We start from the raw sequence: 20,660 nt of genomic DNA on the forward strand, positions 1-20,660 counted from the left end.
CCTTCCAAGTGCGATCTGCCGCTTTCGTTCTGATTAAAGTAAACAGTTCGTTTATAGATCGTCAGCATATTTAGGTCTGAATGGGTTCGAATGGCGGGGCGGGCATGGTGACCGGTAGAAAGCAGCAATCTCCGGCTTTAGGAACCTCCACGCCATTAACATTCATTGACGTCTTCGCTGGTTGCGGAGGCCTGAGCCTGGGCTTGATGAGCGCCGGCTGGAAAGGCCTTTTTGCGGTCGAGAAAAATGCTGATGCATTTTTGACCTTAAGCGAGAACCTCATTGAAGGAAGTCAAGACCGGAGGTTTGATTGGCCATGTTGGCTGCCAAAGAAACCCTTAACGGTTGGATGGCTCATCAGAAAATATCGCTCGCATCTGGAGGCGCTATCAGGCCATGTCGATATGGTAGTCGGTGGGCCGCCATGTCAGGGCTTTTCAAGCGCCGGCCGCCGCGATCCAAGTGACCCTCGTAACGATCTCGTGCGGACTTATTTGAAGCTCGTCCGGATCGTGAGGCCGAAATTAGTTCTCATCGAGAACGTTCGGGGCATCACAGCCGACTTCGCTGATCAAGACGCGCTGGACGGTACCCGCAATTACGCTAGATGGATCATCGAAAGTCTATCTCGCGACTATCGGGTCAATGCTCAGTTGCTTGACCTTTCGTCATTTGGTGTTCCGCAGAAGCGGCACCGATTCTTTGTCATCGCCGTCCGTAACGATGTGGCCCGTAACCAAGTCGAACTGACCGCCCCATTTGAATGGATCGAAAGCGAAAGAAATTCTTTCCTCCGCTCCAAGGGACTATTTTCGATCCCAGTTTCAGCAAAGAGTGCGATCTCCGATTTCGAGGTGAGCAAGGGCGAACTGAGATCTAGTCAGGACACGGAGGGCTTCCTAGAGATCGTCGCCTCTTCTGCGCGTACATCATACCAAAAGCTGATGAGTGCGGGGACGATCTTGCCTCCAACCGACACTCGCCTTGCTCGACACGGGGCGGAGATCGTTGATCGATTCAGTCAGATCATCAGGGCCTGTCACGCGGAGGGACGGTTGAATACGTCACTCTCGCCAGAGCTAAGAGCAAGCTTCGGTTTGCGCAAATGCGCTATTCGGGTTCTTGATCCAGATGGCCCGTCTCCGACCATTACGAGTATGCCGGATGACCTCATTCATTATAAAGAGCCTAGAACGTTGACCGTCCGGGAAAACGCCAGACTCCAAAGCTTTCCCGATTGGTTCAAATTCAAGGGGAAATACACGACCGGCGGCCTGCGTCGCAAACATGAAGTGCCGAGATACACTCAGGTGGCGAATGCTGTGCCGCCTCTGGCCGCTGAAGCTATTGGTTTGGCGCTCATGCGGGGATTGCGAGGCAAGCCGGCCTACCCTACGAATTCCTTAAAGAAAGATGCAGGGCCTCGAACAACTCCTGGCTTTCCAGCAACCCCAATCGAAGCGCCCGCATTTCATCGCTCGTAAGCTCTTCACCCTTCCGATTGAGGAGTTTACGTGAGAAGCCGTCAATCTGTACGCGTACATGGGCCAGATCGTTTCGACGTGGAACGGTCTCTGACGCGTACTTCTTTAAATCATCGCGTATTTTCTCATCCAGCTTGCGCAGCTTCAAGACCTTCCGCAGCAAATTGAGCCGATCCACACTCGTGTAGACGGCATGCTTATCCGCGAGTTCCGCGATTTCTTTGATTGCCTCTACTTCAGCAGCTGATGTTTCGAAGCGTTTCCTGATCTCCTTCATGCGTGAGCCAACAAGCGCGATAACCTGGGCTTGCATGTCTTGATCACTGCTAGCGAAAAGCATCTCCAAGCAATCATTGACGAAATGATCAATGTCACTTGTCGCTCCCATGACTAGGCCACGGGAATGATCGATATCGAGCACCTTCTTCACCAATGTATGGAAAAGGCCTTCTGCAGTTTCAGGCAGCTCTTCCCTGTTGGATAAGTAAATCCCCTGAACCTTTGTTCTCGCGAGAATTTCTCTCAAGTTGTTGGCCTGGGCCGAATAAAATACGATGTCTTTGAAAGGAAGAAGTTGGCGGACCTCTATCAAGCCTTGATCGCCGTTCGGGCCCGCACCCAGATTGTAATCCATCAGCACCAGGTCAACGTGGTCGCCGTAGACGTCTTCAGCGATAGAGGCTGTTGCTTGCTGAACCGAAGAAGCGAATTTCACACGCAGTCTGAACCCTTCCTTTCGGATTAGCCTCTCCAGCTTCTCTTTCTGGTCCACGACCAAATCTTGAGAGTCCTCGACCCAAAGAACGTTAAAATCCAACCTCATTTCGCGATCCTGATAGAGAAGCGGCTACCGCGCCCGTTCGAATTGTGCTCGGCCTTTATAGTCCCGTTCATTTCACCAAGCACATGCCTCACATGGAAAAGTCCGAGCCCGGAGCCGTCAGTAGTGGAAAATCCCTTTTCGAAAATGCGTTCAAGGTCGTCAATCTTGCTATCGAAGCCACGGCCATTATCGACTACATCGATGTAAATGGAGCCCTTGTGTGGATGTGATATCGTAATTGAAACTGCGTGAGCGCCGGCCTTCTTGGCGTTAGCTATCAGGTTGTCAATAACGACTGAAACATCAATCGGCTTGAAGCGTCGAACTAGCCCCTTCCCATCGTTGTGAACGGTGATGGTCATCGGTCCATGCAAAAAGTCTTTTGCTATGTCATTGACGTACTGCTCTATGTAGGCGGATAGGTCTGCCTCAATCATTTCGGACTCGATGCGGAAGTTCGCCTTTGTTGCGAATTTTGCGACACCGAGAACTTTCTTGTTGAGCAAAGAGATTCGATCAAACGCCGTCAGAATTTCTTCGGGCGAGACCGAAGGCCTTCCCGAAATCTTCACGATAAAGTTCTCAATGCTTGTCTGGATCGCTACAGCATACTGCGTAACCTGATGGTGCAGTGCTTGCAGGTTCTCTGCATCGAGGGTTGCGATTGAAGCTAGGAACAGATTCCGCTTCTTCTCTTCGGTTAGCTGTTCGGAGAATTGAGCCGCAGCCCTTTCGGCATGCGCTGCCCGCGCTTGAGCCTCCTCCTTCGCCTTGCGCTCAGCGTCAGCTTGCGTCTTGGCGATCTCCTGGGCCTCGCGCATTTCAATGTAGCGTTTTGAGGCCTCCTCAATCGACCCAAAAAGAGCTCGATCGTTTGTCTTCTCCGCAATTGCTCGCAAGCTGACTAATGAGCTCTCGAATTCGGAAGAACGTTCGCTGATTATCCCGATCAACCGCTTGCTGTAGTCGAGCAACTCGATGGAATCGCTGTCCACCAGTTTGGCCACCGCAGTAGCGATACGGGCTCTCCCAGGGTCAGTGGAAAGGCGTGTCAGGTCGCTGGTATTGCGATCCTCTTTATCGGGAAATGTAACTGGGACGACGTAACGTTCTAGCCGCTTCAAGCATTGCTCGACAAAAAACTCCCTGAGCTGGAGGACGGCGTCAGTCTCGATCAGACCGGTGTTTCTGCTAGACGCCTCCTGGAAATGCTCGTCTGATCCGGACACGTCTATGCGGCCGATGATGTCGCGGGAGCCTAGAAAGCGCCGGAAACCTTGTTGCTTCCGTGCATCGATCTTGAACCAGTCGTCGCCGTCCTCGCCGATAGGAAAGACGCGAAATCCGTTACGGAACAAAAAAACCGAACCGAATCGAACTGACTGCACGCCCATTCTTCGGGCAAAAGTCATCTTTGCCGAAGTGTTCAGAAAGAAAATCTGACATCGGAAGGAGGAGTGCGCTAGCAAGGCGTATTCGTTTGGTTCTCGAATTCTATAGATCAACTCGCCTCTATCGATCAGCTTGCTTTCAATAAACCGACCATCCGACGATAGGTTGACTTCAATGAAGGTAGTCTTCTCTTGCAGGGTGGAGAAGATAAAATTGCCGACCTCTCCATTTACAAGCGCGTTAGACGGCAGTTCTTCACCTTTCGCCTGCTGCAAGCGCATTTCGTCGCGCTCCGCTTCGCTAGGCGCATGTACAAAGATTTGAAAGCCGTCGGTGGATGCCCCGAACGGATTGATAAGCTTTGATAAGGCAGCCCTGAGCCTCAGTATGGCGTCGCGATCCCAGACACGTCGCGTGCCATCCACGGTAATTACCGTCCCGTGCGTGAGTCGCGGAAGTTCCGAAGGAAGGTCGAACTGAGTAGCTAGGTGGCTATATGGAAGTTTGATGTGATCAAAGTGCTGAAGATGGTTCGCGTCGTACGCAGTCCAATCGACAATGATCGAGTGAACGGGACCCGTTGCATCTGCCTTTGGGCGAGTTTGCAGGCGCACGGCTCTCCCGAGTCTATCCGACGAAAAGCGGCCTATCCCCTTGCTGCCAGCGTAATGCTGTCTCTCTGCAATATCGTCTCGAAAGCCCTGCGAACGATTCGAAGCTCTTTTGGACGAGTATGCGACGAACAGCCATTTCGTTGTTATGTCGTCGTAGGTCATGCCGTCGCCATTGTCGGCGACTACGATTTGACCGTCAGAAAAGTGCAGGTCGACGCGAGACGCGTTTGCGTCGAAAGAATTTTTTACAAGTTCAAAGATTGCGACTTCGTCATTCGTGATGAGCTCGCTACCGAGAACGCTCTTCAAGCCGCTACTAACGTCGAAGTTCAATTCGAGACTGTTTGCGGATGTCATTCTGTTAATTTCAGTGGCGGGCAGGGTCTGGCTTCGTAGCGATGATCGGCGTCGTCATCGGGCGTCCGCTCTCATTTCAAAAATGCTCGTAGCCGGCCCTTTAGCTTCTCGATATCTTTTGTTTCACATTCCCAAATCACGAGGACGCTCCATCCTTGCTTTTCAAGCTTGCTCACGTTGGTTGCATCGCGCGTCTTATTCCGCTCAAATTTGTCTGCCCAATACTCTGAGCGGCTCTTTGGTTTATTCGCCACTTTGCATCCGCTGTGCGAGTGCCAAAAGCACCCGTGCACAAAAATCACCTTCTGCCGGCTTGCGAAGACTATGTCCGGACGGCCTGGAAGACTACGCTTGTGCAATCTGAACCGATAACCCAGGGCGTGAGCGGCCTTCCGGACTGCAACTTCTGGCTTTGTGTCCTTGCTGCGAATCAACGCCATGCGGGCGCTGCGTTCTGCAGTGGACATTGTATCCATCTACTTAGACTCCTGGGCTCTGACGGTAGGGCGTGGGAACAATAAGAGCAACCGGCAATTGCAGCGGCTCTTTACACTACAAGTTTCCGGAGCCAGACAGATAGGCGAACTGCAGGTGTGTAACAACTAGGTCTCGGGTAAAAAATACCTTTTAAGAATCAATCTCTTGAAGAGCTTTAACCGCAATCTTTTCTGAGCACCAGTCGTTGCCATTCTGGGACAATCTCATCGCATCCGATGTGCGCAAGCGTTCGAGCGCAATGCGTCGATCGGCTTGAGCTGATTGTCGCTCAACTCCAGCAGTCGCGTCGGCTAACCCCCGCAAAAGTAAGCTCAAGCCCCGAGCTCCAGCTTCGCTGACATTATTCGATCATCAGAGTTAGGGTGAGGTCCATTAAGACCGGCAGTGTTCAGCGGCAAAAAGTAGAACCTGCGTCGATCGCGCAACTGGTGCTTCCAAAGGTTCAGCCAGAGCCGAGCCAATTAGATCTTGCAATGATGGAACCATGCCCCTGTTTTGCCCGACGAAGCAAATCACGGGAGACGTCATTGGCAATGGGCAGCAGCGATCGCCGCCACTTCTCGTCGGCCCGCATAAGTGCGCCGGAGAGGCGCGTCAAACCACCATCCCTCGGCTTTCTGGCTCCCGAAACCCCGTCCGACTCGCACTCAACCCAGCCCCCCACCTAACCCATTGATCTTGCAACCCCCGTCTACTGTGCATGGGGTTGTTTTCGCTACTTTGTTATTCCATGCCATCACGCGAAGCGTTCCACCGCCGCGGCACCCGATCCGCCGCCCCCACCCCAAGTGAGACCAACATGCACTCTTCGGCCAGCGGCTGGGGCAACGGGCTTCTCGGCGTCATCATCTTCAGCGGCTCGCTGCCGGCGACGCGGGTGGCGGTCGGGGGCTTCTCGGCGCTGTTCCTGACGTCCGCGCGCGCCGTCATCGCGGCGCTGATCGGGGCCGTGGTGCTCGCCGTGCTGCGGCAGGCGCGGCCGCAGCGGCGTGATCTCGCCTCGCTCGCCATCGTCGCCATCGGCGTCGTGGTCGGCTTTCCGCTTTTGACGGCGCTCGCGCTCCAGCACATCACCTCGGCGCATTCGATCGTCTTCATCGGCCTGTTGCCGCTGTCGACCGCGATCTTCGGCGTGCTGCGCGGCGGCGAGCGGCCGCGGCCGCTGTTCTGGCTGTTCGCCGTGCTCGGCAGCGCCACCGTGGTCGGCTTCGCGCTCTCCGGTGACGGCTCCGCCTCGCTCGAAGGCGATCTGCTGATGGTCGCGGCGATCGTGCTGTGCGGCCTCGGCTATGCCGAGGGCGCCGCGCTGTCGCGCCGGCTCGGCGGCTGGCAGGTGATCTCCTGGGCGCTGCTGCTCTCGCTGCCCTTGATGCTGGCGCTCGCGATCCTGACATGGCCGCCCACCCTGAGCGGCGTCAGCGTGCCCGCCTGGATCGGGCTCGCCTACGTCTCGGTCTTCAGCATGTTCGTCGGCTTCATCTTCTGGTACCGCGGGCTCGCCGTCGGCGGCATCGCCCGCGTCGGCCAGCTGCAGCAGCTGCAGCCGTTCTTTGGCCTGGCGCTCGCAGGCCTCCTGCTGCACGAGCCGGTCGCAGCAAGCATGATCCTGGCGACCGCGCTCGTGGTCGTCTGCGTCTTCTTCGCGCGGCGGTATGCCTGAGGCTTCCGGCTCACGCTCTCCCTTAGGCCTGCCCCATCACCGTCCGCGTCAGCGTGGCCTTCGCAAACTTCTTCAGCGGCATCGGCTTGCCGAACAGGAAGCCCTGCACGAGGTCGAAGCCGAGCTCGTTCGCCGCGACGAGGTCGGCGCGGCTCTCGACGCCTTGGGCCACGGTGCTTGCGCCGAAGGCCTGCGCCAGCTCGACGATGTGACGGCACACCGTGCGCTTCAGCCGGTCGCCGCCGCTGCCGGTGACGAATTGCCTGTCAGCCTTCAGCTTGACGAAGGGGATCGTGGTCAGCTCCATCAGCTGTGGCCAGTTGGCGCCGAGATTGTCGATCGACAGGCCGATATTGTGCAGGCCGACCTCGCGCGCGACCTCGGCCAGCAGGTCGAGGTCGCGGATCGCCTCCTCGCTGTCGATCTCGACCGTCAGCCCGCCGAAGGCCGGATGCGTCGGCACGCGGCGGCAGAGATCGCGCACCGACTGCGGCTCGCTGAGATAGGAGGCGGGCAGGTTGATCGACAGGTTGACCGGGCTCTGGTGCTCAAGAAGATAGTGCCAGTCCTGCACGGCGCGATCGACCACGAACTCCGACAGCGCGCGGAAATGCGGGTCGTGCGGCTCCGGGATGAAATAGGCCGGCGGCACCACGCCCCAGGTCGGATGCCGCATCCGCACCAAGGCCTCGGCGCCGCTGCGCACCAGCGTGCGGGCGTCGATCTTGGGCTGGTACCACAGCTCGAGCCAGCCGGCATGCAGGGCCTCGCCGACATGCACCGCCGGGCTCGGCGCCGGCTCCTCCGGCAGCAGCATCGCAATGCGCTCGCGCAGCATGTCCGCGCCAAAGGGCGTGGTGAGCGGCGGCAGCATGCTGAGGCCATATTCCTCGCCGACCTGCCGCACCGCCTTGACGATGATCGAATCGCGGGCGCCGACGGCGAGCACCTTGCCGGCAAATCCCTCGCGCACCAGGATCTCGAGAAATCGTCCCGGCTCGATGCCGTCGGCGGCGACGCCGAGCAGGATCAGGTCGGGCAGTTCAGTGGTGAGCACGTTCTGCAACTCGTCGGCGCTGGCGCATTCGCTCGTGACGAAGCCGAGGTCTTCCAGCACCTCGCTGAGGAAGGCCCGCAAGTGGCGCTTGCTGTCGGCCACGCAGGCGCGCGGCGTCACCTTTCGCCGTCCGAAGGTCACAGGCCTCCGTCCGACGACTTCAGTCGTCCCATCGTTCATCTGATACCACTCCCGTTCCGTGACGGTGTCATAAACGCCGAGCGTGGGTTCAAATAAGGAGAGGTTCAGAACGTTCTTGAATTATCTGAGTAACGTTAAGCTCTCCAATTCGAGCTAACTTGTCGACAGTTCAGGCCGCGCTGCCTCCATGTGAAATGGATCACACGCGCGTTGCCGCAGTCGCGCTAAAGGACCGCCATAGCGGGTGGAGGGCTGTCGAGGATGAACAGCTATGACGACGCGGCGAATGATGGTTTGGTGGTTCAGGTTCGTGCTGTCAGGGCGGTTTCTCGACCGCTTCCTCTGCCTGCCGCGCACGCCCAACTAGAGCATGATCCGGTCGGATCATGCTTGAGCGCGCCTATGTCTGCCCGATCAATTTGCGGAACGCTGCCGCACCGTCCTCGATCGCGTCGCGTCCCTTCCAGGCGAGATAAGTCAGCTTGCCGCCGATCGTGTCGTGGCTGCGCAGCCGGCGCGAGCCGAGAATGTGGCCGACATTGTCGGGGAAGCGGCTCACTTCGGCGGACACCAATGTTGCGATCGCGTCCATCAATTGCTGGAGCCGGACGCCCCATTCGCAATGCTCGATGCCGTCGATGCGGACCTTGAGCGCATATTCGGTGTCGTAGATCTCGGCGAGCAGGTCGCGGGCAATCAGCACCCGGTTGTTGCGAAGCGCGACCCGCAGCGCGAGGCGCTTGTCGTCGAGCCGGTCGAGCACCATGTGAACGACGCTGGCATAGGGCGTGGCGGCAATGTCCGCGGCGGCCTTGCTGGCCGCGGCCTTGGTGGCAAGCCGCACCAATTGCCAGGACGTCTTCAGCCGGCGCGCCACCAGCGCCAGCGCAAAGGGCAGCGCCTGGGGATGGGCCTTCTTGAAGGCGTCGAGCTGCAGCGTGATCTGGGCGACCTGGCCGTCGTCGAACTTCGCGATCGTGTCAGGCAGCTTCTCGTTGAACTTCGGCAGCGCATCGCCGGAGCGCAACACATGCAGCATCTTCACGACGTCGTCAAAGGCGGTGCGCGAGGCCGTGTATTGCCCGAGCTTGGCGCGCGCGGTCTCGGTGTTCTCGGCCGAGGTGAGGGTGTTCTCGAGGACCTTGACGACTTTGGTCTGGAAGGTCGACGCGATCTTCTGCACTTCCTTCGGCTTGTTGGCCGCGACCTGGTCGGTGATCGCCTGGATATAGTCGCGCGCCATGGTCGGCAGCAGGTCGCGGCAGATCCACTCCCAGATCGGCGTCAGCGTATTGCGCGAGATTCGCCCCATATTGGCATGGTCGGGCGCGCCGTCGATCAGCACCAGTTCGAGCGGCGCGAAGAAATAGCGCGAAGGCGAGGTGGCGCGCGCCTGGGTCGATCCGTCCTTGCGGAACTCGGCACGCAGGCGGGACTGAAGGTCGGCCGACCCGGGCATGTCGATGCCGCACAGCTCGAGCCGTTCGAGCTCGCTGAGCAGACAGCTGCGCGACAGCGGCGTCAGCCTCCGCAGGAATTCCGACAGCCGATCGATCTCGTCCATGGCACGCAATCTTTCGCAGCGCCCGCGGGCTTGCGGGCCCAACGCGTGGAGGCATTTGCGCGCTCTCAACCTCCCTAGAGAAGCAAGTCGCCGTTAATTAATCCGTAAAAAACGGGAGTCGGGAACCGGAGCAAGGCGGCCGGCCCCGGGCGGTTTCCGTCGCTTCGCCAGAAACTCAACCCTTGCATGGTCGGTCGCGGCGCCTCGCAAGCACAAATTGTGCCTAGGCCGCCCTTTTTGCGCAAAATCGTCTAAATCACCGTAGTCTTACGGAGCAAAAAGTTAACCACAGACCGGCCCCGGTTCCGCTAAACCAACGACATGGGTTCCCAGAATGATACGGCCATCGATTCGCGGCCGTCGGAATGGCACGAAAGCAGCGCTGCTTCCGCTGAACAGCCCGATTTCGTCCACCTGAGCGCCGTCCGCGCCACGGCGGCCGACGAAATGGCCGCGGCCATTGCCCGCGAGCTCAACGGCCCCCTGACCGCGCTCCTGCTCTACATGGGCGAGATCAAGCATCACAGCGACCAGCTGGCGCCCGCCACGGGCGATCGTGCCTATCTGCAGCGGGTGGTGGAGAACGCACTGGCACAGACCGAGCGCGTTTGCGGTCTGGTCAAGCAGCTTGCCGGCCCTCACAAGGCCGGCGCGCCGACCGCGTCCGGCACCGAGCAGGCCGAATCGAAGGTAGCCCGCATGCCGCAGCGCGCGCCGAGCGCCGATCTGCCCGGCCCGTCCGGCCAGAAGCGGCTGACCAAGCGCGAGCGCGAGGTGCTGAGGCTGATCAGCGAAGGCTACTCGAACAAGCAGGGCGCGCTGCGCATGCAGATCAGCCCGCGCACCTTCGAGAGCCATCGCGCCGAGGCGATGCGCAAGCTCGGTGCGCGCAACACGGCGGACCTCGTCCGTGCGGCGCTGCTGCATTCGATCGATTGAGGCGTCGGTTGCGCCGCCGGCGGGTGGGCGGACGAGGCGCGAGACGTCGCTGGGGACGTCTGGGAAATCCGTTGCGCTCAGAGATAGTCTTCGGCGAACGGACGTGCGCGCGAGGCGGGACGCAGCGGCTTGATTGCTTCCTTCGGCGCGTTCGGAATGATCGTGATGGTCCAGCGGGGCGGCATGCTCGATTCCTGCTCCAGCACCGAACGCACGAAGCCGGTCACGGTCGACTCGCCAGACTTCACCGTTGCCATCCGGCCGTTGAACTGGGCGATGCGGAAGCGACGAACCTCCTTCTGGTCTGCGGTCTCGTAGGTGAACATGGAAAACCCTCCTGGTTTTCCCGGACTATCGCCAGCTATCATTAGTCATCTGTGAAAATCGCAAACCGTAGAAGTACGGCGGGAATATACGCACCGATGGTTCGGAGCGCTTTTAGGCGGACTTGCGTGAACAGACGCGTCGAGAATCTAGCAGTCCGCCTCCTGCGCGCGCGCGGCTGCGTAGGCGGCATCCATCGCGTCGAGGTGCGCGTGGAATCCGGCCTCGCCGAGGCTCTCCGCGGTCTTCTCCAGCTGCAGCGCCAGCGCCGCGAGCCTGACATAGCCGAACGTTCCGGCCGCGCTCTTCAGCGAATGCGCCTCGCGCGTGATCCTGGCGTGGTGCTGCGCGAGCGGGAGCGTGCGGAACAGTTGCAGGCGGGCGCAGGTCTCGCTCCAGAACACCTCGCGCACTTCACAGGCACCGTCCTCGCCGATCTCGCGCACCAGCGCTTCGTAGGCGCGGGGTTCGCGCGCAGGCTCGGCATCGAGCTCCTTCTGCGTAGGTGCGATGGTTGCGTCAAACATGGCCTAGTCTGCCCGGATATTCGTTCTCGTCGCACGGCAGCTGCCGGCGCGAGGCATGTCCGGTGTCTACGGCATTCCAATTTCACTTTCGGTAGCAGGGTGGCCAGTGTTTGCGGGCCGGCATTAGCCCGCGGTTTACCAAGCCGGCGTGGCGTTCAGCGTGGAGCGAGCAGCCGGTCATACTGGGCCTTCACGGTGGCGTAGCATTCGCACGCCGTCTGGCGCAGGCCGTCCAGGTTGGTGAGCTGGATGTGTCCGCGGCTGTAGTGGATGAAATTGGCCTGCTGCAGGGAGTTTGCGACCAGCGAGACGCTGTTGCGCCGCGCCCCGATCATCTGGGCCATGGTCTCCTGTGTCAGCAGCAGGCGGGAGTCGCCCGACAGGTCATGAGTGTGCAACAGGCACCGCGACAGCCGGGACTCCACCGGATGTGCGGCGTTGCAGCCGGCGGTCTGCTGCATCTGGGCATAGACCGCCAGTCCGTGGCGGGTGAGCTGCGTGCGCATCGTGCTGCTCTGGTCGGCCGCGATGCGCAGCCGGTCGAGATCCACCACCGAGGCGGCCCCGGGCACCAGCACAATAGCGGTGTTCAACGCACACGCATCGCCCATGATGGAGAGCGTCCCGAGCAGGCTGTCGCGACCGATCATGGCGACTTGCACATGTTCGCCCTTGGCCAGCTCCACTACCAGCGAGATAACGCCGCGGTGGGGAAAATAGGCGCGCTTGAGCGTCTCGCCGGTCTCGACCAGCACCGCGTCATGGGGCAGGTCTATCGTTCGCAGATGTGGACGGATCAACTCATAATCGTCTGCCGCGAGCGCGGAGAGGAAGCCGTTGGGTGGACGCACAAGGGTTTCCATAGCTGCCTCCACCGTTCTCTACAGTTGCGACTCACGTTGCGCGAAGTCGTGCCTGGACTGGGTAATCTCCATCATTTTCGCATCGGGATAACTTGGCAATTGAGACAAGTTGTCCTGCCGCGGCGTCGCGGCTGCGCGGTGCTGCGCATGTAGGCGGCCAGGAGTGCGCCGGGCTCCCGTCGCAGGCTGCCCAGCCATTCCGGCCGAAACGGATCCGCCATGCGGACAGCGAAGTATCTCAGGGTCATCCCGCAATGCGCAGGACAGAGTTGCTGACCATTTCGAGAAAGATGCGAACGCAGCAGAGCGAAATCCGCGGCAACAGCAGCGGTTCTTGAACGGGCGTGTGGCGGTCGCGGTCATGCGAGTCAGTCCGGCGGGCTCGATGCATGGAGCGGCGCTCGTTCGTCATTCAGTTGCGCGATGAACAGATCCTAATCTAATGGTTGTGATGCTGTCCATATACCCGCTGGAGGGCAGACAGCGTGTCGCATTTGCGGCGGAATTGAGAAGCGCACACTGATTCGTCCTGAAGGAAGCGGCAGTCCTGCCTGACGCTGCAGGAAGAAACGGTAAGGGGCCTTCCATAGCCGAAAAGCATGGCATCCGCGCTCGCCATTGGGCGGGCGCAGTCCGCGTAGCCCGACCGTCTGCGCAAACCGCGTTCGGTTCATGTCTCGATCGAAGCAAAGGAGAAAGGCGTGCCCCACGGTTCAATTGCTGAACTGCCGAAACTTGAAGCTCAAATGGGGTCAGAAAATCTGCGTCATATTCTCGTCGTCGACGATGATCCGATGGTGTGCCTGGCCATCGAGCTCTGTCTCCAGCGCAGCAATTTCCGGGTGACGATCGCCGAGGGCGGTGAAGCGGGACTTCGCGCGCTCGAACATGAACAGTTCGACCTCATCGTCATCGACATCTTCATGCCGCACATGCGCGGGTTCGAATCGATCCGGATCTTCCACGAGCGCGCGCCGGTCATTCCGCTGATCGCGATGTCTGGTTATGCATTCGCAAATCTGAATTCGCCCGCTCCCGATTTTCTCCGCATGGCGCTGGAGCTCGGCGCCGCACGCTGTCTGCGCAAGCCGTTCACGCCCCACGCGCTGCTCGCCGCCATCAATGATTGCCTGGCAGAGCACCGTCCCGCTCACGACATTGCCGCGGGCGCACGCCTCGGTTAGCGCGGTAGGAGTCACTTTGGCGGCTGGGTAACCGCTCGTTTACTTCCAGCGCAGACGGCGCAGGTCGCGGCAACCCCAAGAGCGCGGGCGACGAGGGCGCGTCGGCGGCAAGGCGACCCGGTCCAACGTCCTGCAGAGCATTTCGATCTTACTCGACGAGCAGGATCTTTCCGCGCGCCGTGCAGCGCGGTTATCTGCCCGTTTACCTTGTCGGTCCTCCTCGTTGCGGCGCGCAGCCGACTTTGCCGAAAAGCGCTGCAGCGGCAGCCAAACCGCAAACTTCGCCTCAATATCCGTAGTAGCACGGAGGATGAAATTAACGGGACTGTGAAAGGGGATGTCTAACGATCGAGAATAGGACGTCCGTCCGTGTCAACGGTGGTTCAGACTCGCGTTTGGGCCCAGGTCAGTAAGGCGTAGCTCATGGATGATCTGTTGCGGGAGTTTCTGACGGAGACCAGCGAGAGCCTGGACACCGTGGACAATCAGCTGGTGAAGTTCGAGCAGGAGCCGAACAACGCCAAGATTCTGGATAACATCTTCCGCCTGGTCCACACCATCAAGGGCACCTGCGGCTTTCTCGGGCTGCCGCGGCTGGAAGCGCTGGCGCATGCCGGCGAGACCCTGATGGGCAAATTCCGCGACGGCATGCCCGTGACCGCCGAGGCGGTGACGGTGATCCTGTCCTCGATCGACCGCATCAAGGAGATCCTCGCAGGGCTGGAGGCGACCGAAGCCGAGCCCGAAGGCAACGACCGCGACCTCATCGACAAGCTGGAGGCGATGGTCGAGCAGGGCATGGCCGCAATGGCTGCCGGTAGCTCGGCGCCTGTCGCCGAAGCGCCGCCGCTGGTGCCGGAAGCCCCGGCCGCTGCACCGGAGCCCGCCAAGGAGATGACCACGGGCACGCTGATCGATCAGACGCTGGAGCGTCCATTGCGTCCGGGCGAAGTCTCGCTCGACGAGCTCGAGCGCGCCTTCCGCGAGACCGCGATCGAACAGCCCGCGCCGGTTGCCGAAGCAAAGGCCGAGCCCGCGCCGGCTGCTGAAGCCCAAATTGCCAAGGACGCAAAACCCGCCCGGGAGAAGGCCGCGCCGAAGAGGGCGATGAGCGAGGAGATGGCGGGCGAAGGCGACCGCATCGCCAACCAGTCGATCCGCGTCAACGTGGATACGCTGGAGCACCTGATGACGATGGTCTCCGAGCTGGTGCTGACCCGCAACCAACTCCTGGAGATCTCCCGCCGCAACGAGGACACCGAGTTCAAGGTGCCGCTGCAGCGCCTCTCCAACGTCACCGCCGAGCTGCAGGAAGGCGTCATGAAGACGCGCATGCAGCCGATCGGCAATGCCTGGCAGAAGCTGCCCCGCATCGTCCGCGATCTGTCGAGCGAACTCGGCAAGCAGATCGAACTGGAGATGCACGGCGCCGACACCGAGCTCGACCGCCAGGTGCTCGACCTGATCAAGGACCCGCTCACCCACATGGTGCGCAACTCCGCCGATCATGGCCTGGAGACCCCCGCCGAGCGCCTCGCCAGCGGCAAGGGCGAGCAGGGCACCATTCGCCTGTCCGCCTATCACGAGGGCGGCCACATCATCATCTGCATCGCCGACAACGGCCGCGGCCTCAACACCGAGAAGATCAAGGCCAAGGCGATCTCGTCAGGCCTCGTCACCGAGGCCGAGCTCGAGAAGATGAGCGAAGCCCAGATCCACAAGTTCATCTTCGCGCCGGGCTTCTCGACCGCCGCTGCCATCACCTCGGTCTCGGGCCGCGGCGTCGGCATGGACGTGGTCCGCACCAATATCGACCAGATCGGCGGCACCATCGACATCAAGTCGGTCGCCGGCGAAGGCTCGTCCGTCACCATCAAGATCCCGCTGACGCTCGCCATCGTCTCCGCCCTGATCGTGGAAGCTGCCGGCGACCGCTTCGCCATCCCGCAGCTCTCGGTGGTCGAGCTGGTGCGCGCCCGCGCCAACAGCGAGCACCGCATCGAGCGGATCAAGGACACTGCCGTCCTCAGGCTCCGCAACAAGCTGCTGCCGCTGATCCACCTGAAGAAGCTGCTCAAGATCGACGACGGCGCGGCTTCCGATCCCGAGAACGGCTTCATCGTGGTGACCCAGGTCGGCAGCCAGACCTTCGGCATCGTGGTCGATGGCGTGTTCCACACCGAAGAAATCGTCGTGAAGCCGATGTCGACGAAGCTGCGTCACATCGACATGTTCTCTGGCAACACCATTCTGGGCGATGGCGCGGTCATCATGATCATCGATCCCAACGGCATTGCCAAGGCGCTCGGCGCCGCCGGCTCCTCGGCCCACGGCATGGGTGACGAGAACGGCGCCCATCACGTCGGCTCCGGCGAGCAGACCACCTCGCTCCTGGTGTTCCGCGCCGGCTCCTCGCAGCCCAAGGCGGTTCCGCTCGGCCTCGTCACGCGCCTGGAGGAGCTGCCCGCCGACAAGATCGAGTTCTCCAACGGCCGCTACATGGTGCAGTACCGCGAGCAGCTGATGCCGCTGGTCGCCATGGAGAGCGTCACCGTTGCAAGCCAGGGCGCCCAGCCGATCCTGGTGTTCGCCGACGACGGCCGCTCCATGGGCCTCGTCGTCGACGAGATCATCGACATCGTCGATGAACGGCTCAACATCGAGGTCGGCGGCTCCTCCTCCGGCATTCTGGGCTCGGCCGTGATCAAGGGCCAGGCCACCGAGGTGATCGACGTCGGCCACTTCCTGCCGATGGCGTTCTCCGACTGGTTCACCCGCAAGGAGATGAAGCCGTCGCTGCACTCGCAGTCGGTGCTGCTGGTCGACGACAGCGCCTTCTTCCGCAACATGCTGGCCCCGGTGCTGAAGGCGGCCGGCTATCGCGTCCGCACCGCGCCGACCGCGCAGGAGGGCCTGGCCGCGCTGCGCGCCCAGAGCTTCGACGTGGTGCTGACCGACATCGAGATGCCCGACATGAACGGGTTCGAGTTCGCGGAAGTCATTCGATCCGACAACAATCTCGGTTCGATGCCGATCATCGGCCTCTCGGCGCTGGTGTCGCCGGCGGCGATCGAGCGCGGCCGCCAGGCCGGCTTCCACGACTACGTCGCCAAGTTCGACCGTCCCGGTCTGATCGCGGCGCTGAAGGAGCAGACCGCGGGCGCCGCCGGCGCCTCCGAGCTGAACCGGGCCGCGGCATAGAGCAGGACAGGGAACAGGAGAGACACATGACCAGCAAGACCCAGTCCGCCGAAGGCGCCATGGTCGAATACGTCACCGCGATGATCGGCGGCCAGCTGTTCGGCCTGCCGATCTCGCGCGTGCAGGACGTGTTCATGCCCGAGCGCGTCACCCGCGTGCCCTTGTCCTCGCACGAGATCGCGGGCGTCCTCAACCTGCGCGGCCGCATCGTCACCGTGGTGGACATGCGCTCGCGTCTCGGCCTGCCCAGGGACGAGGACGACAAGACCGCGATGGCGGTCGGTGTCGACCTGCGCGGCGAATCCTACGGCCTCCTGATCGACCAGATCGGCGAAGTGCTGCGCCTGCCCGAGGCCGGCATGGAGGAGAATCCCGTCAACCTCGATCCCCGCATGGCCAAGCTCGCCGGCGGCGTGCATCGCCTCGACGGCCAGCTCATGGTCGTCCTCGACATCGACCGCGTCCTCGATCTCGAAACCAAAGTGCAGATGGCTGCGTGAACTCACACCAGAAATATAGAGTCGGAGAATAAGAATGAAGACTTGTTTGGTCGTTGATGATTCCAGCATCGTTCGAAAGGTTGCCCGTCGCATCGTCGAAGCGCTGGGCTTTCAGGTGATCGAAGCGGAAGACGGCGTCGAGGCGCTGGTCCACTGCAAGAAGGCGATGCCGGAGGCCATCCTGCTGGACTGGAACATGCCCGTGATGGACGGCTTCCAGTTTCTCAGCACGTTGCGCCGCATGCCCGGCGGCGAAGAACCCATGGTCGTGTTCTGCACCACAGAGACCGGCATCGATCACATCACGAAGGCGATGGGCGGCGGCGCCAATGAGTACATCATGAAGCCGTTCGACAAGGACATCGTCATGGCGAAGTTCCAGGAAGTCGGGCTGATCCCGCTGGGCGAAGAGACTGCGGCCTGAAACGCGTTCGACAACTGCAAGAGGCCATCCGTGACCCCGACCGAGTATGAGTATCTGCGCAAGTTCCTGAAGGATAATTCCGGTCTCGACCTTTCCGCAGACAAGCAATATCTGATCGAAAGCCGCCTGCTGCCGCTCGCTCGCAAGGCCGGCCTCTCCGGTATCGCCGAGCTGGTGCAGAAGCTGCAAGGCGGCTCGCGCCAGCTGATCACGGACGTGGTCGAAGCCATGACCACCAACGAGACCTTCTTTTTCCGCGACAAGGTTCCGTTCGATCATTTCCGCGACCACATCATGCCGGAGATCATCAAGGCGCGCGCCGGCAAACGCAGCGTGCGCATCTGGTGCGCCGCCGGTTCGACCGGGCAGGAGCCCTATTCGCTGGCCATGTGCCTGAAGGAGATGGGTGCGGCCCTGACCGGCTGGCGCATCGAGATCATCGCGACCGATCTGTCGCAAGAAGTGCTGGAGAAGGCCAAGGCCGGCGTCTACAGCCAGTTCGAGGTGCAGCGTGGCCTGCCGATCCAGTTGCTGGTGAAGTATTTCAAGCAGACGGGCGAGACCTGGCAGGTCAATCCCGAATTGCGGGCGATGATTCAGCACCGCCAGCTCAACCTGTTGCACGATTTCGCGCAGCTCGGCACCTTCGACGTCATCTTCTGCCGCAACGTGCTGATCTATTTCGACCAGGACACCAAGATCAACATCTTCAACCGCCTGGCGCGCCAGATCGAGCCCGATGGCTTCCTCGTGCTCGGCGCGGCGGAAACCGTGGTTGGCCTGACCGACACGTTCAGGCCGATTCCTGAGCGCCGCGGCCTCTACAAGCCGAACGACCCGCGTGCGGCGGCGGCCAAGCCGGTTGTCGCGGGCGCGGCGCCGCGCGTCGCGGCCATCGCCGGACGGTAGACATGGCCGAGGATGGCAAGGGTGCGGAGCGCGTGACCTTCAGCCGCGGCTATGATGTCTGCATCATGGCCATCGACGGCACCTGGCGGCGCGACTGCAAGCTCAACGCGATCTCCGACACCGACGCCATCCTCACGGTGGAAGGTTCGATCCAGGGATTGAACCTGAAGGAGTTCTTCCTGCTGCTGTCATCGACGGGCCTCGCCTACCGCCGCTGCGAGCTGGTCCGCGTCAACGGCGCGGAAATGGACATCCAGTTCCTGCGCGGAAAGAACAGGAAGAAGCGCGGTGCGGCCGGCGGCCATGACGCCGCGGCCTGACCTGGACGCCCCGCGCGCCGCGGCTTCCGGAACTTTGCTTCACATTTGCTGAACATATCTGAGTCAATTGGCCAAAGCAGTTTTACGTCGCCTAAGCGCGTGCCGTGTATCCATTGAGGGTCTCAATCTCAGGATACGGCAATGCCCAGAAGTTCTCTCTCGCCCATCTCGCCAAACCTGCCCGACGGCGCCGAGCGGCGTGCGCTTCAGCTCCTGGTGGTCGACGACGACGCCACGCAGCGCCACCTGATCACGGTCGCCGCCAAGCAGGCCGGCCACGAAGTCACCGTGGCGCCCTCCGTGGCGGACGCGATCGAGAAGCTTCGGGCTGCGCGCTTTGACTGCGTGACGCTCGATCTCGTGCTGGAGGACGGCGACGGCATCGACGTGCTGCGCGAGATGGCAAAGGCGAAATTCGCCGGCGCCGTGATCGTCGTCAGCGGCATGGACGGCAAGCGCCGCAGTGCCGCCCGCAGCTTCGCCCGTTCCGTCGGTATCGAGCTCCAGAGCCTGCCGAAGCCGCTGGATCTCGCGGCTCTGCGCATCAGCCTTGCCAATCTCGGCAAGACCGCGATGGGCCTGCCCGCGATCCACACCTGGGGAGGTGTCGCGAGCGATGCAATCGTTGAACGGCACCGCGCCTGAAGCATGATCCGGAAAGTGCGAAGCGCTCTCCGGCAAGATGACGCTTTAACAACAACCTGAAGCGGGATGACGTTCATCCGGACCTCATCGCGCCTTGGAGCTGAAGAGGCGCCAGGCGATCAAACGCGGTGGTCCGTCGCGTTGCCGGATTCCGACAGGCATTGCAGGGCGTGGCCGAGGCCCGCCCGGCAGGCGCTGAGAGCCGCGCTCGCGCTGGCATAACGGGGCGTGACGTCGTCGAGCAGGACCACGTCCGCGGAACCCTCGAAATCGTCGCAATGTTCCTGATCCATGGCTGCGGCGATCCGGCGCATGCTCGTCTCGATCTGCGCGATCAGCAAACGAAGGTCCGTCGCAATCAGCTCACGGCTCGCGAGTTCGGGCGTTGCGACAGGACGCGGCGTGTCGGAATTTGGCATGGATATTCTCCGTCCCCCTCAATTAGGTGGCATGCCGCTACTTGTGCGTTAAGTCCATGTCCCGTACAAATCCGGGTGGGCCGAATCCGCGCCAAGCGCCATAACGAGTGGTGCGGACGCGAGTCCTTCATGCCAACTGGATGTGGCACATGGCCGAACAAAGCTCTCGCGGTGAAATCTTCGTGGTCGACGACGACCCTGCCGTTCGCGACACCTTGTCGATGGTGTTGAAGGCGGCCGGCTATGAGGTGATCTGTTTTGCGGACGGTGCGGCGCTGCTCTCCGTGGCGCGAAGCAGAACACCGGCTGCCATCCTGCTCGACGTGCACATTCCCGGGAAGTCGGGTCTCGACATTCTGAAGGAACTGCAAGGCGAGGACTATCCGGCGCCGATCTTCATGATCTCCGGGCAGGGCGACATCGCGATGGCGGTGGGCGCGATCAAGAGTGGCGCGCTCGACTTCATCGAGAAGCCGTTCCGCGGCAGCGAGATCGTCGGCCGCCTCGACGAGGCGATCGGCGCCTATGCCCGCAGGCAGGCGGAGAACGCATCGCCGAAATTCAGCTCGCTGCATTTTCCCGGCCGCGAGCCGTTGACGCGCAGGGAGCGCGAGGTGCTCGAGCAGTTCGCCTCGGGTGCTTCCAACAAGGAGGCCGGCCGAACGCTCGGCATCAGCCCGCGCACGATCGAGGATCACCGCGCCAACATCATGAAGAAGCTCGGCGCGCGTAACGCCGCCGATCTGATCCGAATCGTGATGACCGCGGCACAGCGCGCCTCGTAGGCGGCTGCATTGCGGATATTTCTTCGTCAT

20 protein-coding genes are annotated in these 20,660 nt (G+C 61.2%); 11 read left to right on the forward strand and 9 right to left on the reverse strand.

The window, feature by feature from the left end; translation table 11 throughout:
* The first annotated feature begins 104 nt into the window (after positions 1-104).
* Entirely contained in the window at positions 105-1,484 is a 1,380-nt protein-coding gene (locus AC3WLX_RS32380) for a DNA cytosine methyltransferase (RefSeq protein ID WP_492338997.1), read from the forward strand.
* On the opposite strand, the gene AC3WLX_RS32385 is transcribed toward AC3WLX_RS32380, so the two are convergent.
* From AC3WLX_RS32385 to AC3WLX_RS32395, 3 genes are all read right to left on the reverse strand, one after another.
* Entirely contained in the window at positions 1,393-2,307 is a 915-nt protein-coding gene (locus AC3WLX_RS32385; protein WP_492338998.1) for a hypothetical protein, read from the reverse strand. The two genes, AC3WLX_RS32380 and AC3WLX_RS32385, sit on opposite strands and share 92 nt — an antisense overlap.
* The gene (locus AC3WLX_RS32390; RefSeq protein ID WP_492338999.1) at positions 2,304-4,670 is read right to left on the reverse strand and encodes an ATP-binding protein; all 2,367 of its coding nucleotides are present in this window, start codon (positions 4,668-4,670) and stop codon (positions 2,304-2,306) included. The genes AC3WLX_RS32385 and AC3WLX_RS32390 overlap by 4 nt, the downstream gene beginning before the upstream one ends.
* A gap of 71 nt (positions 4,671-4,741) precedes the next feature.
* A complete protein-coding gene (locus tag AC3WLX_RS32395; protein WP_492339000.1) occupies positions 4,742-5,146 on the reverse strand; it encodes a very short patch repair endonuclease in 405 nt (134 codons plus the stop codon).
* 821 nt (positions 5,147-5,967) lie between these two features.
* Between AC3WLX_RS32395 and AC3WLX_RS32400 the strand changes: the two genes are divergently transcribed.
* Positions 5,968-6,828 carry a DMT family transporter gene (locus tag AC3WLX_RS32400; protein ID WP_492339001.1) on the forward strand — a complete coding sequence of 287 codons (861 nt, stop codon included), beginning with the start codon at positions 5,968-5,970 and terminating at the stop codon, positions 6,826-6,828.
* Positions 6,829-6,850: 22 nt separating this feature from the next.
* Here the strand turns inward: AC3WLX_RS32400 and AC3WLX_RS32405 are convergent, their stop codons facing one another.
* Together AC3WLX_RS32405 and AC3WLX_RS32410 are read right to left on the reverse strand one after the other, a co-directional pair.
* The gene (locus AC3WLX_RS32405; RefSeq protein ID WP_492339002.1) at positions 6,851-8,065 is read right to left on the reverse strand and encodes an EAL domain-containing protein; all 1,215 of its coding nucleotides are present in this window, start codon (positions 8,063-8,065) and stop codon (positions 6,851-6,853) included.
* A 361-nt stretch (positions 8,066-8,426) separates the two neighbouring features.
* A complete protein-coding gene (locus tag AC3WLX_RS32410; protein ID WP_492339003.1) occupies positions 8,427-9,590 on the reverse strand; it encodes a hypothetical protein in 1,164 nt (387 codons plus the stop codon).
* A 321-nt stretch (positions 9,591-9,911) separates the two neighbouring features.
* Between AC3WLX_RS32410 and AC3WLX_RS32415 the strand changes: the two genes are divergently transcribed.
* A complete protein-coding gene (locus tag AC3WLX_RS32415; protein ID WP_492339004.1) occupies positions 9,912-10,529 on the forward strand; it encodes a helix-turn-helix transcriptional regulator in 618 nt (205 codons plus the stop codon).
* 77 nt (positions 10,530-10,606) lie between these two features.
* Here the strand turns inward: AC3WLX_RS32415 and AC3WLX_RS32420 are convergent, their stop codons facing one another.
* From AC3WLX_RS32420 to AC3WLX_RS32430, 3 genes are all read right to left on the reverse strand, one after another.
* Positions 10,607-10,855: a hypothetical protein gene (locus AC3WLX_RS32420; protein WP_291630262.1), complete on the reverse strand. Its 249-nt coding sequence runs from the start codon at positions 10,853-10,855 to the stop codon at positions 10,607-10,609.
* Positions 10,856-11,002: 147 nt separating this feature from the next.
* Positions 11,003-11,380, reverse strand: coding sequence for an Hpt domain-containing protein (locus AC3WLX_RS32425; protein ID WP_291630264.1), 378 nt, complete (start codon positions 11,378-11,380; stop codon positions 11,003-11,005).
* A gap of 155 nt (positions 11,381-11,535) precedes the next feature.
* The gene (locus AC3WLX_RS32430) at positions 11,536-12,243 is read right to left on the reverse strand and encodes a Crp/Fnr family transcriptional regulator (protein ID WP_492339005.1); all 708 of its coding nucleotides are present in this window, start codon (positions 12,241-12,243) and stop codon (positions 11,536-11,538) included.
* A 746-nt stretch (positions 12,244-12,989) separates the two neighbouring features.
* Between AC3WLX_RS32430 and AC3WLX_RS32435 the strand changes: the two genes are divergently transcribed.
* The 7 genes from AC3WLX_RS32435 to AC3WLX_RS32465 all read left to right on the forward strand — a co-directional run bounded on the left by AC3WLX_RS32435 (position 12,990) and on the right by AC3WLX_RS32465 (position 19,426).
* Entirely contained in the window at positions 12,990-13,427 is a 438-nt protein-coding gene (locus tag AC3WLX_RS32435) for a response regulator (protein WP_492339006.1), read from the forward strand.
* Positions 13,428-13,850: 423 nt separating this feature from the next.
* Positions 13,851-16,628 carry a hybrid sensor histidine kinase/response regulator gene (locus AC3WLX_RS32440; RefSeq protein WP_492339007.1) on the forward strand — a complete coding sequence of 926 codons (2,778 nt, stop codon included), beginning with the start codon at positions 13,851-13,853 and terminating at the stop codon, positions 16,626-16,628.
* A 26-nt stretch (positions 16,629-16,654) separates the two neighbouring features.
* Entirely contained in the window at positions 16,655-17,128 is a 474-nt protein-coding gene (locus tag AC3WLX_RS32445; RefSeq protein WP_492339008.1) for a chemotaxis protein CheW, read from the forward strand.
* A 34-nt stretch (positions 17,129-17,162) separates the two neighbouring features.
* Positions 17,163-17,552, forward strand: a complete 390-nt coding sequence (locus AC3WLX_RS32450; RefSeq protein WP_024343010.1) for a response regulator — start codon at positions 17,163-17,165, stop codon at positions 17,550-17,552.
* Positions 17,553-17,582: 30 nt separating this feature from the next.
* The gene (locus AC3WLX_RS32455) at positions 17,583-18,461 is read left to right on the forward strand and encodes a CheR family methyltransferase (protein WP_492339009.1); all 879 of its coding nucleotides are present in this window, start codon (positions 17,583-17,585) and stop codon (positions 18,459-18,461) included.
* 2 nt (positions 18,462-18,463) lie between these two features.
* Positions 18,464-18,781, forward strand: a complete 318-nt coding sequence (locus AC3WLX_RS32460; protein WP_011083221.1) for a hypothetical protein — start codon at positions 18,464-18,466, stop codon at positions 18,779-18,781.
* A 141-nt stretch (positions 18,782-18,922) separates the two neighbouring features.
* Positions 18,923-19,426, forward strand: a complete 504-nt coding sequence (locus AC3WLX_RS32465; RefSeq protein WP_291631119.1) for a response regulator — start codon at positions 18,923-18,925, stop codon at positions 19,424-19,426.
* A 119-nt stretch (positions 19,427-19,545) separates the two neighbouring features.
* On the opposite strand, the gene AC3WLX_RS32470 is transcribed toward AC3WLX_RS32465, so the two are convergent.
* Positions 19,546-19,845, reverse strand: coding sequence for a hypothetical protein (locus AC3WLX_RS32470; RefSeq protein WP_291631117.1), 300 nt, complete (start codon positions 19,843-19,845; stop codon positions 19,546-19,548).
* Positions 19,846-19,994: 149 nt separating this feature from the next.
* On the opposite strand from AC3WLX_RS32470, the gene AC3WLX_RS32475 reads away from it, so the two are divergent.
* The gene (locus AC3WLX_RS32475) at positions 19,995-20,630 is read left to right on the forward strand and encodes a response regulator transcription factor (RefSeq protein WP_291631115.1); all 636 of its coding nucleotides are present in this window, start codon (positions 19,995-19,997) and stop codon (positions 20,628-20,630) included.
* Positions 20,631-20,660 lie beyond the last annotated feature (30 nt).

It is taken from the genome of Bradyrhizobium sp. FW305-F6 (genome assembly GCF_058782905.1).